A 15981-nucleotide genomic window follows, 5' to 3' on the forward strand; every position below is an offset into this window, starting at 1 on the left:
CAGTGCAGATCCTCGGCGGCGTGGGCTACATGGCCGAGTACGGCATCGAGCGCTTCTACCGCGACGTGCGCCTGTTCCGCATCTACGAGGGCACCACGCAGATCCAGCAGATGGTCATCGCGCGCAACATGGTGCGCCAGGCCGCGCGCTGAGCCGCTTCCCGCATCCACCACGAAGAACCCAGGAGACACACCATGATGCGCATTGCACGCCGTTCGCTGCTCGGGCTGGCCCTCGCCAGCACCACCGCAGCGCTGGGCCTCGCCGGCTCGCTGCCGGCCGCGGCCGAGGCCTCGCCCGCCTATCCCGATCCCAACCGGCCCATCCGCATGGTCGTGCCCTATCCGGCCGGCGGCGCCACCGACGTGCTCGCGCGCCTGGTGGCGCAGAAGCTGGGTGAGGCCTGGAAGGTGCCCGTGGTGGTCGACAACCGCCCCGGCGCCAGCGGCACCCTCGGCACGCAGCTGGTGGCGCGCGCCGCGCCCGACGGCCACACCGTGCTCTTCAGCATCGTGGCGCTCGTGCAGCAGATCCCGCTCATGAACCTGCCCTATGACCCGCTCAAGGACTTCGTGCCGGTCACGCGCGTGGCCCTGAGCCCCAGCATCCTGGCCGTGCCGCGCAGCACGCCGGCCTCGAACGTGCGCGAGTTCGTGGAACTGGTGAAGGCGCAGCCGGGCAAGTACAGCTATGGCTCCTACGGGGCGGGCAGTTCGTCGCACATCCAGGGCTCGCTGCTGAACCTGCAGGGCGGTCTGGACATGGTGCACGTGCCCTACCAGGGCGGCGCCCCGCTGGTCAACGCGATGATGGGCGGGCAGCTGTCGGCCGCCTTTGTGGACGCGGGCTCGTCACGGCCGCACCTCCCCAAGTTCAAGCTGCTGGGCATCACTGGCACGCAGCGTGTGAGCTGGCTGCCCGATGTGCCCACCTTCAAGGAGCAGGGCCTCACCGGCTTCGAGCCGCTGGGCTGGTTCGGCATGCTGATGCCCGCAGGCACGCCCCAGCCGGTGGTGCAGAAGTTCTCGGCCGAGTCGCTGCGCATCCTGGCGCTGCCCGACGTCCGCGAGAAGATCGAGGCGCTGGGCCTGGTTCCCGCCGGCGACACGCCGGCCGAATTCGCCGCCGTGCTGCGCAGCGATGCGGCGGCCTATGCGGCCATCATCCGGGACGCGCAGATCCGGTTGAACTGAAGAAGCCCCGACTGCGGTGGTTGGCTCAAGGCGAGCCGCATCGCGCCGCAGCCAGAGCCTCTCTCCCCTCGCGGAAGAGGGGTTGGGGAGAAGGGGGCATCCATCGGCCCCTTCGTTCCAACACCGCCCTCGCTCTCCACCCTATCTCGGCGCCCCCGTCTGCGCATAACGGAAGGTCGCCATGGCCCGCGCCACCGTCCGCCCCTGCGCATCGCGCAACTCGGCCTCGCAGAAGCACACCGACCGTCCGCCACCGGTCGCCTGGGCCTGGGCCTGTGGCGCATCCCCCGGCACGCCGCTGAACATCAGCTGCATGTCGATGGCCGCCAGCGGGCGGCGAACATCGTCCAGCCGGCTGCGGGCCGCGCGGGCCAGGGCGGCATGCAGCAGCACGGTGCTGCGCAGGGCGTCGTCGCCTGCCGCGCAAGCCTCCACGTCGCTGCCGGCACCGGCGCTCATCGGCGGCTGGCCGCGGCAGCGGCGCTGAAGTCGCGCGGGCCGGTCAGCGCCAGGCCGCCGTCCACCGGGATGATGGCGCCGGTCACATAGCTGCCCCAGTCGCTGGCCAGCAGCATGGCCATGCGGGCGATGTCCTGCGTCTGCCCCAGCCGGCGCAGCGGCACGCGCCGGGCCATGGCGGCCAGCGTGTCGTCGGTGGGCGCCAGGCGGCGCAGGCCTTCGGTGTCGGCGATGGGCCCGGGCACGATGGAATTGACGCGGATGCCCTGCGGGCCCCACTCCATGGCCAGCACCTGGGTCAGCATGTCCACGCCCGCCTTGGCCGCGCACACATGCGCCTGGAAGGGCGTGGGCGTGAAAGCCTGGCTGGCCGAGATCTGGATCACGCATGCCCCCGGCTGTCGCAGGTGCGCATGGGCCAGCCGGGCCACATGGAAGCTGCCCAGCAGGTCGATGTCCACCACCGTGCGGAAGGCATTGGGCGACATGTCCAGCACGCTGGCCAGGAAGTTGCCGGCCGCGCCGGACACCAGCACGTCGATGGGCCCGAAGCGGGCGGCCGCGGCCTCCAGCGCGGCCTGCACGGCCTCGGGCTGGCGCACGTCGGCCGCCTGGCCGAAGGCCTCGGCGCCTTCGGCTTCGAGCTGCGACACGGCAGTGGCCACCTTGTCGGCCGAGCGGCTGATGAGCGCGATGCGCGCACCGGCCCGCGCAAAGCCCTGCGCGATGCCGAAGTTGATGCCGGAAGAGCCGCCGGCCACGAAGACATGGCGGCCGGAGAAGTCGAACACGGGAGCGGCGGGGGATGCAGTCATCGCAAAGGTCCTGTGAAAAGGCGTGGGCAGCGGGGCCTGCGCTACTCGGGCTTGAAGCCGATCTCGGCCAGCATCTTCTGGTCGCGCGCGAACTGCTCGCGGGCGAAGGCGGCATGGGCCTCGGGCGAACTCGGCTGCGGCACCATGTCGTACAGGTCGAGCTGGCGCAGGTAGGCCGGCGAGGCGGAAGCGGCACGGAAGGCCTCGTGCAGGCGCTGCACCATGGGCGCGGGCAGCCGCTTGGGCGCGACCAGGCCCACGGGCGAATCGATCACGAAGTCGTAGCCCAGCTCGCGCAGCGTGGGCACGTCCGGATGGTTGGGCAGCCGCTGCGCGGTGAAGGTGGCCAGCAGGCGCACGCGCCCGCCCTGCACCTGGGCACCGAAGCCGGGGTCGGAGTACACGTCCAGGTGGCGTCCGATCAGCGCCTGGAAGGCTTCGCCACCGCCCTTGTAAGGCACCATGTTGAAGGAGGTGCCCGCCGAGCGGGCCAGACGCTCGGCCGTGATGCGGTTGATGCTGATGGCGCCCACGTTGCCCCAGCTGATCTTGCCGGGCCGCGCCTTGGCGTCGGCCATGAGCTCGTCGAAGCGCTTCCAGGGCGCATCGGCCGCCACGCACACGCCGGTGGTCAGGCCGAACAGGTTGCCCAGGTAGCTGAAGTCCCTGAGCGGATCCCAGTTCACGCGCTGCACCAGCGGGGCGCGGATCACGGAGTTGTGGATCACGGCGATGGTGTAGCCGTCGGCCTCGTTCATCAGCGCCACGTTGGCCGTGCCCGTCACGCCGCCGGCGCCCGGATGGTGCATGAGCACCACGGGCTGGCCGAGCTCGCGCGAGGCGGCCTCGGCCAGCGCGCGGATCACCGGGTCGAAGGAGCCACCCGGCGGAAAGGGCAGCACCAGCTGGATGGGCCGGCTGGGGTAGGGCGCATTGGCCCGGGCCGTGAAGGCCATCGGGACGGCCCCCAGGGCGGCCAGGCTGGCGACGAGGCGCCGGCGGCGCGGCGAGGCGATGACGGTGGTCATGGTTCGTGTCTCCTTCGTTGGGGTTCGATCGACAGGCCGCACGCGGTCAGCGTGGAAGCGGCAGGTAGCGAAAGCTGCCCTGCGCCCGCGCCACCGTGCGGCCCTCGGCATCGGTGGCGACGGCGCGGCACCAGGCCACCTGGCCATCGGTGGCCACCACCTGCGCATCGGCGGTGAGCGTGCCGTGGCCCGGCTCCAGGAAGCTGGTGCTCAGGTTGAGCGTGACGGCGGTGCGCGCGAAGTCCACCTGCGAGACGGCCGCGCTGGCCATAGCCACGTCCAGCAGCGTGGACACCACGCCGCCATGCACGGCGCCGATGACATTGCCCAGCTCTTCGCGAGCATCCAGGCTCATGCGCGCGCGGCCGCCCGCGGAATGCTCGCGCCGCATCTGCAGCAGCGCGCAGAAGGGCACCCTCGCAAAGAGCTGGCGCGGATCGTCGCCCGTCACCGGGCGCGGACCGGCGACGGGGGCCTGCGGCGCGCCGGTCATGCGTCGGCGTGCGCCTGCTCGCGCAGCACGTTCTTGAGCACCTTGCCAGCGGCCGACAGCGGCAGTTGCGGCAGCACGGCCAGGCTGCGCGGGCACTTGTAGCCGGCCAGCCGCTCGCGGCACCAGTCGCGCAGTGCCTCCAGCGTCGGCGCTTCGGTGCCCGGCCGGGCCACCACCACCGCATGCACCCGCTCGCCCCAATGGGCATCGGGCAGTCCGATCACGGCCGCCTGGGCCACGGCGGGGTGGCTGCGCAGGGCGCCTTCCACCTCGGCGCAGTACACGTTCTCGCCGCCCGTGATGATCATGTCCTTGATGCGGTCGACGATGCGCAGGTAACCCTCGGCGTCCATGCAGCCCGCATCGCCCGTGCGGAACCAGCCGTCGCGGAAGGCGGCCGCGGTGGCCTCGTCGTTGCGCCAGTAGCCGCGCGTGACCATGGGCCCGCGCACCACGATCTCGCCCACCGTGCCGCGGGGCACCGCCTGGCCGCCTTCGTCGACGATCTCGATCTCGGCGCCCAGCCCGGCGCGGCCCACGGACTGCAGGCGGCCCGCGGCACGCGCCTCGGCCGAGCGGTGGTTGACCGGCAGGTTGATGCACACCGCGCCGGCCGTCTCGGTCAGGCCGTAGGCCTGGAAGAACTCGGCATGCGGCCAGGCCTGCAGGGCCCGGTCGAGCAGGTCGGGCGGCATGGGTGCCGCACCGAAAGCGATGCGGTCCAGGCTGCGCACGCGCCGGGGCGCGAAGCCCGGCTCGTCCAGCAGGGCCTGCAGCATGGTCGGCACCAGGATCACGTCGGTGATGCCGTGGCGCTCGATGGCCGCGAGCACATCGGCCGGCCGGAACTGCGCCATGGTGATGGCACTGCCGCTGACCAGCGTCTGGCCCACCAGCCGGCCCAGGCCCGCCACGTGGAAGAGCGGCGCCACCAGCAACGACACCGACTCCGGCGCGTTGTTGAGCTCCGCACCGCGCGTCATCGACGCCGTCCAGAAGTTCGCATGGCTGAGCACCACGCCCTTGGCGCGCCCGGTGGTGCCGCCGGTGTAGAGCAGGCAGGCCACCGCATCGCCGCCGGTGCGGGTGTCGGGCACCGGCGGGCAGGTGGCGGCTTCGTCCGCCAGCGCCGCCAGGCGCAGCACCGGCACGTCGAGGCCGTCCGGCATCGCGGACGCCAGGCCGTCGCTCACCAGCAGCAGCCGCGCGCCGCTGTCGGCCACCGCGTGGGCCACCTCGGCCGCCGACCAGCGCACGTTGAGCGGACAGGCCACGGCCCCCAGCCACCAGCAGGCATGGAGGGCGCGCACCAGCAGGTCGTCGTTGGGCGCCAGCAGGGCCACGCGATCGCCGGCCGCCACGCCGCGCCCGCGCAAGGCCGCAGCATGGCGCGCGACGTCGTCCAGCAGTTGCGCAAAGCGGTGCTGCCGCACGAAGCCGTCACCGACGTGGGTAAGGGCAATCTTCTCGGGATGTCTCTGCAGGGCGCGATGCAGGCCTTGGGTGAGGTACACGGTGCGGACGCTCGGGGCGGGTTCGTTCAGACGGCCCGAGCGTAGGCAGCGCCGGCGCCGCACCCAATGGCTGGATCGGTCGGGGGCGTTGGCGAAACCTTCCAATCGGGCCGGTGCGTGGGAGCGGTGCCCAAGTACCCCTCGCCGCCAGCGAGGATGGCCGACCGGACGCAGGGTGCCCCCATGTCCATGGGGGTTCCACCTGCAAGCCTGACGCTAAGCTCGGGCCTGCCCATGCCCAATCCGCCCCCTTCGCCGACCTCGCGCTGGCGCGTCGTCCTCCTCGAGGACGATGCAGACATCCGACGCTTCTTCGCCGACTGCGTTCGGGCGCATCCCGATCTGGCGCTGGCCGGCGAGTTCGGCCTGCTGGCCGACGCGCAGGCCTGGTTCCGGGATGCGGGCCAGGCCGACATCCTGCTGACGGACCTGGCACTGCCGGACGGCAATGCGCTGGCGCTCCTGCGCGAGGTGGCGCGCAGCCAGCCGGGGTGCGACGTGCTCGTCATCTCCGTCTTCGGCGACGAGGACACGGTGCTCGCCTGCGTCGAGGCCGGCGCCGTCGGCTACATCCAGAAGGACTCCACCCCGGCCGACGTGGCCCGCACCCTCGTGGAGATCAAGCAGGGTGCCTCGCCCATCTCGCCGATGATCGCGCGCAAGCTCCTGCTGCGGATGCGGCGTCCGGCGGACGAAGCACCGGCCGCGGAGCAGGGTGGCAGCCCCGGCCTGACGCCGCGCGAGGCCGAGGTGCTGGACCTGATCGCCCGCGGCTATTCCTATGCGGAGATCGCCCGGCTGCAGGGCATCACCAAGCACACGGTGCAGGGCCACATCAAGAACCTCTATGCCAAGCTCGCGGTGCATTCGCGCGGTGAAGCCGTTTTCGAGGCAGGCCGCATGGGCCTGCTGGGCGGGCGCTGAGGCGAGCCGTGGGCCGGGCGCCGTTGTCATCGCTGGCGCTGTGGCTGCTGCTGGTGCTGACCGGCGTCGCCGCATCGCCGTGGGCCCATGCAGCCGGCGTGCAGACGCTGGACACGGGCGTGGTGGACATCCGCCTCGCGCGCGGTGGCACTGAACAGGCCCTGCCAGTTCGACTGCCGTTGCATTGGGACGTCCTTCGCCCCCGCCAGGCCGGCTGGGCCGTGCTGCGTCTGCGCTTCCAGTCCGACATGCCCGCTGGCGCCGAGTCGATGGCCCTGATGATCGGGCGCATCGGCAATGCCTACCGTGTGCGGCTCAATGGCGCGGTGGTAGGCGCCGCTGGCCGCATCGACCGCATCAACGACGGCTGGTCCAACAAGCGGCCCGTGCTGATCCTGCTGCCCGTCGCACAACTGAGGGCGGACAACGAACTGGAAATCGTCATCCGCGCCGACAGCAGTCGGCGCGCCGGCATCGGCGTGGTCCAGGTCGGACCGGAGCACACCATGCGCGTGGCGTGGGACACCCAGGAATGGCGCCGCGTCACCCTGCCGCGCGCGGTGTCGCTGCTGTCGGCCATGATCGCCGCCTTCGCGCTGATGCTGTGGCTGCAGCAACGCGAACGCCTGTACCTGCTGGCGGCCGGCTGCGTGCTGCTGTGGAGCCTGCGCATCGCCACGCTGACCTGGGAAAGCGACCACTTCGACTGGCCCTTGTGGTTCCGCATCACGCTGCTGATCTTCTGGCTCGGATGCCTGATCACCTACCTGCTGGTGCGCAGCGTCTGGGAGCGGCGGCCCCACGTGGAGTCGCGCCTCGCGTGGGCGCTGTTTGCTGCCGGCCCGATGGTCGCGGCATCCGGATGGTGGTTGCCGCCCCTCGTGGCGGCCAATGCCGTGACCGCATGGATGGTCGCGCTCGTGACCGCCTGGCTGGCCCTGGCGCTGCACCTGGGATGGACGCTCTGGCGCGCAGGCGTCCGACCCGACAGCGCGCGCCTGTGGATGCTGGCCATGCTGCTCATCGGCTGGGCCAGCCTGGTGCGCGACGTCCTGCTGGCGCGGATCCTGGGAGCGGGCTACGAAGCACTGGGCTGGACCGTCCTGGCTGCGATGTTCGTGGACATCGCCGTGCTGTGCATCGCCGGGACGCGGTTCCAGCAGGCACGCCGGCAGGTCGACCGCTTCCAGCAGTCGCTGCAATCGCGTCTGGCGGAGCGCGAGCGCGAGCTGGCCGTGCAGCACGCGCGGCTGCAGAGCCTGGAAGTGGAGCGGTCGGTGGCCGCGGAGCGCCAGCGCATCCTTCGCGACATGCATGACGGCGCCGGGGCCCACCTGGTGACGGCGATGCGTCAGATCGAAGGCGGCCAGGCATCCCGGGCGCAGGTCATGCAGACGCTGCGCGATTCGCTGGACCAGCTGCGCCTGTCCATCGACGCGCTGAACCTGCCGTTGGGCGACGTCAATGCCCTGCTGGCCAGCCTGCGCTTTCGCCTGCAAGGGCGCATCGAGGACGCCGGCCTGCAGCTGGAATGGTCGGTCCCCATGCTGCCGCCCTGGGCGGGCGCCACCGAAGCCGCCATGCGGCACCTGCAGTACATCCTGCTCGAGGCCATCTCCAACGTGCTGCAGCACGCCCGCGCCACCACGCTCGTCGTGCATGCCGAGGCGGAACCGACGGCGATCGCGCTGCGCCTGGAGGACGACGGCTGCGGCCTGGGCGAGGGACGCGGCAACGGGCTGGCATCGATGGCGCAGCGTGCACGGCAGGCCGGCGTGGATCTGGTGGTCGCGCCCCGCCGGCCGGGCCCCGGCACCCTGGTCCGGCTGCGGCTGCCGGCCGCCGCACCGGGACCTGCGGCCGCGCCCGGCGCGGCGGCCGGTCCCGCGACGGAACGCGTCACTGCGTCTGCCGCACCTCGCCCTCGGGCGTGATGACGACGCGCGTGCCGCCCTTCGCGCCTTCGTAGATCACCACATCCTCGGTGTCGTCCACGGTCTCGCCGGCTTCCTCGCGGCCGGCGATCACCATCTCGCGCAGGATCCGGGCCCGGACGGCGTCGCGCTCGGCAGGCGTCTCGGCCTGTTCCAGCTCGGCGGCCAGGATGCCCAGCGGCACCTCCAGCGGCGTGCGTGCGACACCGGGTGTGCCGTCGGGATTGGTGCTGGACTTCTTGACGGTCAGCGCGCGCTGCAGGCCTTCCCAGAAGGGGTCGCTCTCGCCCTCGCCGTAGCCCAGGCCCTGCAGCGTGCCGAGCCCCTTGAACAGTGCCTGGCGCATGTGCGGCCCCATGTACTCGGTGGCCTGGTACAGCTCGGGGCCCACGGCCTGGGCATAGCCAGCCTCGGCGAGCACCCCGTCCTGCTCGCGGCGCGACTCGGCCTCGCGGAAGCGCTTCAGTCCACGCTCGCCCAGGGTCTCGCGCACCACGTCCTCCGCCGCCTGCGTCCACTCGGCCAGCCCACCGTCCCCGCTGTCGTCGCGCACCACAGAAGCCGGCACGCCCGGCATGCTCGATGGTGCCGGCGGCCCCGGCTCGAACAGGGGGCGCGGCGGCGGTGGCAGATCGCTGGGCCGGGGCTCTGGGACCAGCGCAACGCCCGGCGCGGGCGCGGCCGGTACCGGGGGCGCGGTGGGCGCTGCCGCAGGCGCTGGCGCCGGCGTAGGTGAAGGCGCAGACGGCGGTGGCGCTGGAGATGGCGGCTGCGGAGCCGGGCCAGGGCCAGGGCCCGGAGGCGGAGGCGGAGGCGGAGGCGATGGTGGCGGTGGCGCGGGGGGCGGGACCTCCCTCACCCCATTCGACTGGCCAGGGGCGGTCGCCAGCTGCGGCGGCGTGGCTGCCGAGGCAGTCACCGTGGCCAGTGCCTCGGGCGTCTGGACCAGCACCCGGCGCAACTCGCTGACCGCCAGCGTGCGGGCCTCGGTCGAGCTGGAATTCAGGCCTTCGCGCTGGCCCTGCTGAGCCAGGGTGCTCACGGTCAGCACCTGGCGGCCGAAGCCGACGGCCCGGACGCCGGCCAGGCTCTCGTCGTAGTGCATGGCCTCTGTGGACGCCGAGGTGCGCTCGGAGACCCTGCGGCTGCTGCTGTCGGGCAGCCGGAAGAAAAACTGGCCGTCCAGCAGCGCGCCGCTGGTGGTCTCGCTGAACTCGGATCGTCCTCCGCTGGCGGCGCTGCTTTGAACCGGCGACCCCCGCAGCGTCAGCGTCGGATAGGCGATGGCATCGACACCGACGCCATTCGTCAGCCCGCGCAGGTCCGCCATCGGCACGCTGCGCTCGACTTCGCCCGTGGCGCGGTCCACGTATTCGACGGTGGTGCCGTCGGCGCCCATGCGCCAGCCCCGACGTTCGTCCAGTCCGGGCTGCACGCTGAACTGCAGATCCGGCCGTCCCGGCGCCACGGCGACCGTCGGCGGCTCGGCCGCCAGGACTGCCGCGGCGTTGGCCACCCGTCGGCCGTCCGCGCCGTACACCTGGCGTGTCGCGGCATCCCCGGTGTCGACCAGGACACCGCCACTGGCCAGCACCTGCACCACGCTGCCGGAGGCCAGTGCCACCGTGGCGGCTTCACGTCCACTGGCGTCGAGGAAGCGCATCCGGTCGCTGCCGCCGCGCTCGACGATCACCCACCCGCCCTGGCTCAGGCCCTTCACGCTGTATTCCGTCGCCGGTGCGGTGTCGGTGTTCGACCGGGTCTGGGTGCCCACCGCGAGTGTCTGCACCACCCGGCCCGTGGCGTCGATGCGGCGCAGGGTATAGGTCTCGAAGACGGATCGGCTCTGCGACTCGGTGTGCGTTTCGTCGGCCGCGGTGGTCGACGTGCTGACGCCGCTTTCCAGGCGCTGCACGGTGAGCACGACGTACTGGCCGTCGCCGGCCTGCGCCACATCGACCAGCGTGTGCGTGTCCGCCGAATCGCTGCTCTGCCACTGGAAGCCGCCGTTGCCGACCGGTCCTGCCGTGTTGGTGGACTGCCCGGTGCCGGTCAACTCGACGAGGCTGGATCGTTCGTAGGTGAATTCGCCCGTTTCGCGCACGTCGACGCGGCCGTACTGCCTCAGGTCGGGGCCCTCCGCGGAATGGCCGCGTGCGTGCACGACTCGCGTCGCCGGTGGCAGGAGCACCTGCGCTGCCTCGATGTCGATCAGCCCGCCGGTGGCCAGGGGTTGGCCCGCCACGGCAGTACCACCATCGGCCGCCACGTCCACCGACGGGGCCAGGCGCACGGTCTGGCCGGCCGAGAGCCGGATCGCGCCCGCATCGGCACCGGGCGTGCCCGACACGTCCAGCCGCGCATCGCCTTCCACGCGAAGTTCGCTGGCGGCGCGCGCCACGATCTGCCCCGCCGCCCGAGGATCGGACAACGCCCTCACCGGCCCGGCCAGCCGGACGGTGTCCGCAAAGAAGCCGGCCGCCCCCCGTGGCGCCTCGATCTCTCCGGCCAGGTCGACGCGGCTGCCCACGGGCCCGGTGAGCGTGAATGTCATCTGTCCCAGCTGCGGGCTGGCGATGCTGACCTCGCGCGCGGCGGCGGCGATCACCTGGCCGCTGGGGGCCTCGATGCGGCTGCCTTTTTCGCTGACGATGCGTTCGCGCGCGATGAGCCACACCTGGCCGCCTTCGCCGGCCGTGCGCGTGGTGATCTGCGCGCCGTCCTGCAGCAGGATGCGGTTGGCATTCGGGTTCAGCACGTCCACGCCGGACTCGCAGGCGATGGCGTTGGCGCAGGCGAAGCGGTAGTTGCCGGCCAGGAAGTCCTCGTCGCGCAGTGCCAGCGTGGAAGCCACGAGCCCGGCCACATCCACCCGCGCACCGGCACCGAAGACGATGCCGTTGGGGTTGATGAGGAACACCCGGCCGTTGGACTGCAGCGTGCCCTGGATGTCGCTGAAGGCGGTGCCCGTGACGCGGTTGAGCACGGCGCTGAGCGCCGTCTGCTGGTCGAAGCGCACGGTGCGGTTGGCGCCGATGGAAAAGCTGTCCCAGTTCAGGATGGCGCCCGGGCTGTTGATGATCTGCAGCCCGTTGCTGAACTGGTTGATCACGGCCGAGCCGTTGACCAGCTGGGCATTGAGCGGCAACTGGGCGCGGGCCGACGGGGCGCAGGTGAGCAGCGCGGCCAGGGCCAGCGGTGCGAGACGCAGCGGTCGCCTCGGCCGAAGCGGGCGGCGCGCGGAGCAGGTGTTGGGTTTCATCGGAAGCCTTTGCGGGCGCAAGCCCATGCCGCACATCAGAAGGGCCAGTCGAGCTGCAGGTGCAGCCGCCGGTCGCCGCGCCGGCTCACAGGCAGATGGCGCTCGCGCAGCACCTGGCCCAGGGCGGCCGACAGGCGCGGGCCGCGGGCCGCGTTGGGCTGCCATTGCCAGCCGAGCCCCGCCGTCACGGCGCTGGCCGAGCGGGCCTCGCCCGCCTGCGGCGCCTGGCGATGCAGGGCGGCGGCATCCAGCATCAGGCCCCAGCGATGGCCAGCGCCGAGCGGCCACCAGTACTCGGTCGCCAGCGCCAGGCCCCGGTCGCCGGACAGCTCGCTTTCTTCCAGGCCGCGGACCAGGATGGCGCCGCCGGTGCGCATCTGCTGGGCCGGCACCAGCGCGTCGTCGCTCCATTGGCTTTGCGCGCGCAGCACCCATTCCTGGCCGGCGCCCTGCGTGCGGCGCAACTCGGCCGCGACTTGCAGGCTGTTCCAGTGCACCGGCGCCTGGGCGCGGGCACGGGCATAGTCGGCCGCCGAGGAATGGGCGCCCCAGCCGGTGTTGTGCCGCCACTGCACCTGCCCGAATGCGCGCCAGGGCCCGCTCTGCCAGGTGGCGCCCAGCGCGAGTGCCAACGGCGCCATGCCCACCTTGCCGCCGAGGTTGGTGCCCGAGAAATCGATCACGTCCTCATGCACCGCGTACTCCAGCGCCACCTCGGCATAGGGCTCCAGCCCGGCCACGCGCGGCAGCAGCCGGCGCAGCGCCAGCACGCCGCCGTCGCTGTTGCCGGCCACGTCGAAGTAGTCGTTCACGCGCCCGGGCCGGCTGCGCGAGGACTGCAGTTCCACCGACAGCAGGCTGCTCCAAGCCGGCAGCGGCTGCTGGTAGCGCAGCGCGAACTGGTGTTGGCGCGAGGGCTGGCGCAGCGAGGTCATGGCCGTGAGGTCCAGCGACCGGCCCGCGCCGAACAGATCGCCATGGCCGAGCTGCACGCGCGCCCGCTCGCGGCCGGTGGCCTCCTGGCCGGCGTTGTCCAGCAGCGCACGGCCGTAGAACGCGCCGTCGCCCTCGACCCGCACGCGGGTCTCCAGTGGCGGCGGGACATCGCGGGGCGCCAGCCGCGGACGCCCCGGCGGCGGTTGCGTGCGCGGCGTGTCCTGCGCGGAGGCGATGGTCTGACCCGGCTGGCTGTCGAAGGACTGCGTGGGCGCGGGCGGCGCAGCGGGCGCCGCAGGCGCGTCGACCGGCCGGAAGTCCAGCGCCCAGCGCCGGTGCGGCTGCAGATTGGCCAGTCGCAGCTGCTGGTCCAGCACGTCCAGATTGGGGCTCTCGCCTTCGCGCAGCGCGGGCAGCGCCGCGTGTACAGCCTCCAGGCCCACGGCGGAACCGTCCGTCGTCCCGTCGTCGGCCAGCACGGCGATGCGCGCGACCCGCAAAGCATGCACCCGGACCAGCAGCACGCCACCCTGTGCCAGGGGGCGGTCCACGCTGACCAGCCGCAGTCCTGCCGCATCGTGGGCTGCGGCCACCGTCAAACGCACACGTTCCAGCAGGGCCTCGTCCATCGGCTGCCCCTGCAGGTCCGCCACGGCGGCCTGCAGCCGCTCCGCCGGAACACCCGAGCGGCCCAGGATGACCACACTTTCGAGGCGCGGCGGAACGGGTGCCTGTGCGCCAGGCAGGGGTTGCGCCTGCGAGGGCATCCAGGCGCCGACGGCCAGCGTGCCGACACACCACGCGCCGGCCTGCCATGCCCTCGCACGCCTCATGCGTGGCAGGCTGCGTTGTGCCGAATCCGCATCCATCACCCTTGTCATGCCCCGCTTGGTCTGTCTGGCGGGCAGTATGGAAGTGGCGGCACAGGGCTCGACAGCCATACTCATGGCCTTGACAGCGCGATGCGGGCGTGATGGGGCCGACGTGGCGCAGCCCCACGCCGGGCTGCCAGCGACAATGCCCCGATGGCCCAAGGCAAGCGCATTTCCACCGACATCGGCGACGACGCCCTCCACACCATCCAGACCCTCGGCGCCGCGGCCAAGGCGGCCCGGCTGGCCGCCGGCGAAGGCCAGGCCGCCGCGGCTGCGCGCCTGGGCGTGCACGTGCAGACCATCGGCCGCATCGAATCCGGCGAGCCGGGCGTCTCCGTCGGCCACATGGTCGGCCTGCTGGCGCTGTACGGCATCGGCGTGCAGCCGCAGCCACCGCAGGACCGCTGAACGATGGCGTCGATCTCCCGCTCGCCCGCGGCCACCGTCCTTCGCACCTTGCCCAACGGCGTGCGCCTGCTCGCCGTGCCGATGCCGCAGGTGCAGAGCGCCAGCGTCGGCGTCTTCCTTCGCGTCGGCTCGCGCGACGAGACGCCGGCCACCAACGGCATCAGCCATGTGCTGGAGCACATGGCCTTCAAGGGCACGGCCACGCGCTCGGTGCAGGCCATCAACCTCGACGCCGAGCGCCTGGGGGCCGACGTCAACGCCTTCACCGGCAAGGACAGCACCGCCTACTTCATGACCGGCCTGGGTCGGCATGCGAACGACCTGCTTCGCATGACGGCGGACATCGTGCTCAACAGCACCTTTCCCGAGCACGAACTGCAGCGCGAGCTGGAGGTGATCCGGCAGGAGGCCATCGAGTACGACGAGGACCCCCAGGACAGCACCGACGACCTGCTCGACCGCGCCATCTGGGGCGATGCCCCGATGGGCATGCCGGTGATCGGTACGCTGGAGAACATCGAAGGTTTCCGCCGTGACGATCTCGTGCGCCATGTGCAGGCGCACTACGTGGCCGGCAAGACCATCGTGGCGGCCGCCGGCCACTTCGACGTCGAAGGCTGGATGGCGCTGGCGGAAGAACTCTTCGGCGCCATGCCGGCCTCACCCGCTGCATCAGCGACGCAGGCGCCTGCGCCTGCCGCCTACGTCGGCCAGGCCCTGGCGCGGCGCTTCACGCAGGTGTCGCAGGTGTTCGTGAACATCGCCTATCCCATCGCGCCGTCGGACACGCATGCGGTGGCGCAGACACGCTGGCGCCTCACGGCCCAGCTGGCCGCCAACCTGCTGGGCAACGGCATGTCGTCCCCGCTGTCGGACACCATCCGCGAGAAGCTGGGTCTGGCCTACACCGTGGACGCCAGCGTCGACAAGGGCGACATCTGGGCCAACTTCGTCGTCAGTGCCGTGACCACGCCGGACAAGCTGGACGCGCTGGTCACGGCCACCGGCGACCTTCTGCGCGCGCATGCGACGGCCGTCGATCCCGTGCACCTGGAACGCGCGCGCAACCAGCTGACCGTGTCGCGCGTGCGCACCGCTGAACGCACCTACGGGACGATGGAGCAGGCGGTGGAAGAGCTGCTGGCCACCGGCACGGTGATGCCCATGGACGAGGCCCTGGCGCTGATCGAGGACATCGGCGCCCATGAAGTGCGCGCCGTGTTCGAGGGCATGCTCGCGCATGCGCCGGCGGTGGCGATCACGGGCAAGGCCGCCACGGCACGGCAGGCCAAGGCGCTGTCGGCACGCCTGAGCGCGCTGCCGCGAGGGTAGACGCAGGCTGCACGGAGCCGGCGCCTGCGCCCGGCGTGAGTCGCCCGTCAGTGCACCATCAACACCGGCAGGGTCATCGATGCCAGCACGCTCCGCGTCATGCCGCCCGTCGCCCACTCGTGAACGCGACTGTGGCCCCAGCAACCCATGACCAGCAGCCCGGAGCCCAGATCCGCGGCGAGCGACAGCAGGCGCTCGGGCGCGTCGCCGTGCTCGCGCCCGCCGTCATGCACAACGGCGTCGATGCCGTGCTGTTGCAGGTACTCCTTCAACGGCGCCAGCCCCTGCAGGGCCGCGTCCGAATACGACACCAGGTCGACGCCCCGCGCAAGCCGCATCCACGGGATGGCCGCTGTGACGGCCCTCGCGCATTCCCGCGTCGGCCGCCAGGCCACCAGCACGCGCCGGCCCAGGATGTCGAAGCGGCCCGGCCACGGCACCATCAGCGTGGGCTTGCCGCTCGCGATCATCACGGCGCTGGCAAAGCCGGCGGAAACCTCGTCCACCTGCGGATCGGACGGATCGCGCTGGCCCAGCACCACCAGGTCGTGGAACAGCGCGCACTGCGCGAAGGCCCAGGGCGTGCTGCCGCGCGGCGACAGCCAGCCGATGCGGTCCGTGTCGGCGGCCACGGTGTCGAAGGTCGTCCGGGCCCGGTCGAGCGCCTCCCGATCCACGGTCTGGAGCGACGACAGCGCCGCTCCGGTGAAATCCATGGCGTAGGGGTAGCGCTCGTACGCGCTGAGGACGCACGGGAGCGCATGGCAGTGCGCATCGAAGGCCTGCGCGAGCTCCGCCGCGAGTCTCA

13 protein-coding genes and 1 pseudogene are annotated in these 15981 nt (G+C 72.1%); 6 read left to right on the forward strand and 8 right to left on the reverse strand.

Annotated elements, in window-relative coordinates; all coding sequences use genetic code 11:
* Window positions 1–2: 2 nt before the first annotated feature.
* Window positions 3–152, forward strand: a pseudogene (locus ABIC63_RS18135) (acyl-CoA dehydrogenase family protein); the annotation flags it as partial.
* A gap of 45 nt (window positions 153–197) precedes the next feature.
* Window positions 198–1193: a Bug family tripartite tricarboxylate transporter substrate binding protein gene (locus tag ABIC63_RS18140; protein ID WP_502935887.1), complete on the forward strand. Its 996-nt coding sequence runs from the start codon at window positions 198–200 to the stop codon at window positions 1191–1193.
* Between the two features lie 141 nt (window positions 1194–1334).
* On the opposite strand, the gene ABIC63_RS18145 is transcribed toward ABIC63_RS18140, so the two are convergent.
* The 5 genes from ABIC63_RS18145 to ABIC63_RS18165 are packed head-to-tail and all read right to left on the reverse strand — an operon-like array spanning window position 1335 to window position 5502.
* Window positions 1335–1652, reverse strand: coding sequence for a hotdog fold domain-containing protein (locus tag ABIC63_RS18145; protein ID WP_354320814.1), 318 nt, complete (start codon window positions 1650–1652; stop codon window positions 1335–1337).
* Window positions 1649–2467: an SDR family oxidoreductase gene (locus ABIC63_RS18150; RefSeq protein WP_354320815.1), complete on the reverse strand. Its 819-nt coding sequence runs from the start codon at window positions 2465–2467 to the stop codon at window positions 1649–1651. Before ABIC63_RS18150 ends, ABIC63_RS18145 begins: the two co-directional genes overlap by 4 nt.
* Before the next feature lie 41 nt (window positions 2468–2508).
* A complete protein-coding gene (locus ABIC63_RS18155; protein ID WP_354320816.1) occupies window positions 2509–3495 on the reverse strand; it encodes a tripartite tricarboxylate transporter substrate binding protein in 987 nt (328 codons plus the stop codon).
* A gap of 46 nt (window positions 3496–3541) precedes the next feature.
* Window positions 3542–3988, reverse strand: a complete 447-nt coding sequence (locus tag ABIC63_RS18160; RefSeq protein WP_354320817.1) for a PaaI family thioesterase — start codon at window positions 3986–3988, stop codon at window positions 3542–3544.
* Window positions 3985–5502 (reverse strand): class I adenylate-forming enzyme family protein, encoded by a 1518-nt coding sequence (locus tag ABIC63_RS18165; protein WP_354320818.1) that lies wholly within the window; start codon window positions 5500–5502, stop codon window positions 3985–3987. The genes ABIC63_RS18160 and ABIC63_RS18165 overlap by 4 nt, the downstream gene beginning before the upstream one ends.
* A 234-nt stretch (window positions 5503–5736) precedes the next feature.
* Here ABIC63_RS18165 and ABIC63_RS18170 point away from each other — a divergent pair, with 234 nt between their 5' ends.
* Both ABIC63_RS18170 and ABIC63_RS18175 read left to right on the forward strand, forming a co-directional pair.
* Complete coding sequence (locus tag ABIC63_RS18170) at window positions 5737–6426, forward strand: LuxR C-terminal-related transcriptional regulator (RefSeq protein WP_354320819.1); 690 nt, start codon at window positions 5737–5739, stop codon at window positions 6424–6426.
* A gap of 8 nt (window positions 6427–6434) precedes the next feature.
* Window positions 6435–8360, forward strand: coding sequence for a sensor histidine kinase (locus tag ABIC63_RS18175; RefSeq protein ID WP_354320820.1), 1926 nt, complete (start codon window positions 6435–6437; stop codon window positions 8358–8360).
* Here the strand turns inward: ABIC63_RS18175 and ABIC63_RS18180 are convergent.
* Both ABIC63_RS18180 and ABIC63_RS18185 read right to left on the reverse strand, forming a co-directional pair.
* A complete protein-coding gene (locus tag ABIC63_RS18180; protein WP_354320821.1) occupies window positions 8326–11622 on the reverse strand; it encodes a two-partner secretion domain-containing protein in 3297 nt (1098 codons plus the stop codon). The two genes, ABIC63_RS18175 and ABIC63_RS18180, sit on opposite strands and share 35 nt — an antisense overlap.
* A 35-nt stretch (window positions 11623–11657) precedes the next feature.
* Entirely contained in the window at window positions 11658–13391 is a 1734-nt protein-coding gene (locus ABIC63_RS18185) for a ShlB/FhaC/HecB family hemolysin secretion/activation protein (protein WP_354320822.1), read from the reverse strand.
* Between the two features lie 192 nt (window positions 13392–13583).
* Between ABIC63_RS18185 and ABIC63_RS18190 the strand changes: the two genes are divergently transcribed.
* Complete coding sequence (locus ABIC63_RS18190) at window positions 13584–13841, forward strand: helix-turn-helix domain-containing protein (protein ID WP_114803182.1); 258 nt, start codon at window positions 13584–13586, stop codon at window positions 13839–13841.
* A 3-nt stretch (window positions 13842–13844) separates the two neighbouring features.
* Entirely contained in the window at window positions 13845–15173 is a 1329-nt protein-coding gene (locus ABIC63_RS18195; protein ID WP_354320823.1) for a M16 family metallopeptidase, read from the forward strand.
* Between the two features lie 47 nt (window positions 15174–15220).
* On the opposite strand, the gene ABIC63_RS18200 is transcribed toward ABIC63_RS18195, so the two are convergent.
* Window positions 15221–15889: a universal stress protein gene (locus ABIC63_RS18200; RefSeq protein WP_354320824.1), complete on the reverse strand. Its 669-nt coding sequence runs from the start codon at window positions 15887–15889 to the stop codon at window positions 15221–15223.
* Between the last annotated feature and the right edge of the window lie 92 nt (window positions 15890–15981).

Source organism: Pseudacidovorax sp. 1753, from assembly GCF_040544975.1.
Taxonomy (GTDB): Bacteria; Pseudomonadota; Gammaproteobacteria; order Burkholderiales; family Burkholderiaceae_C; genus Xenophilus.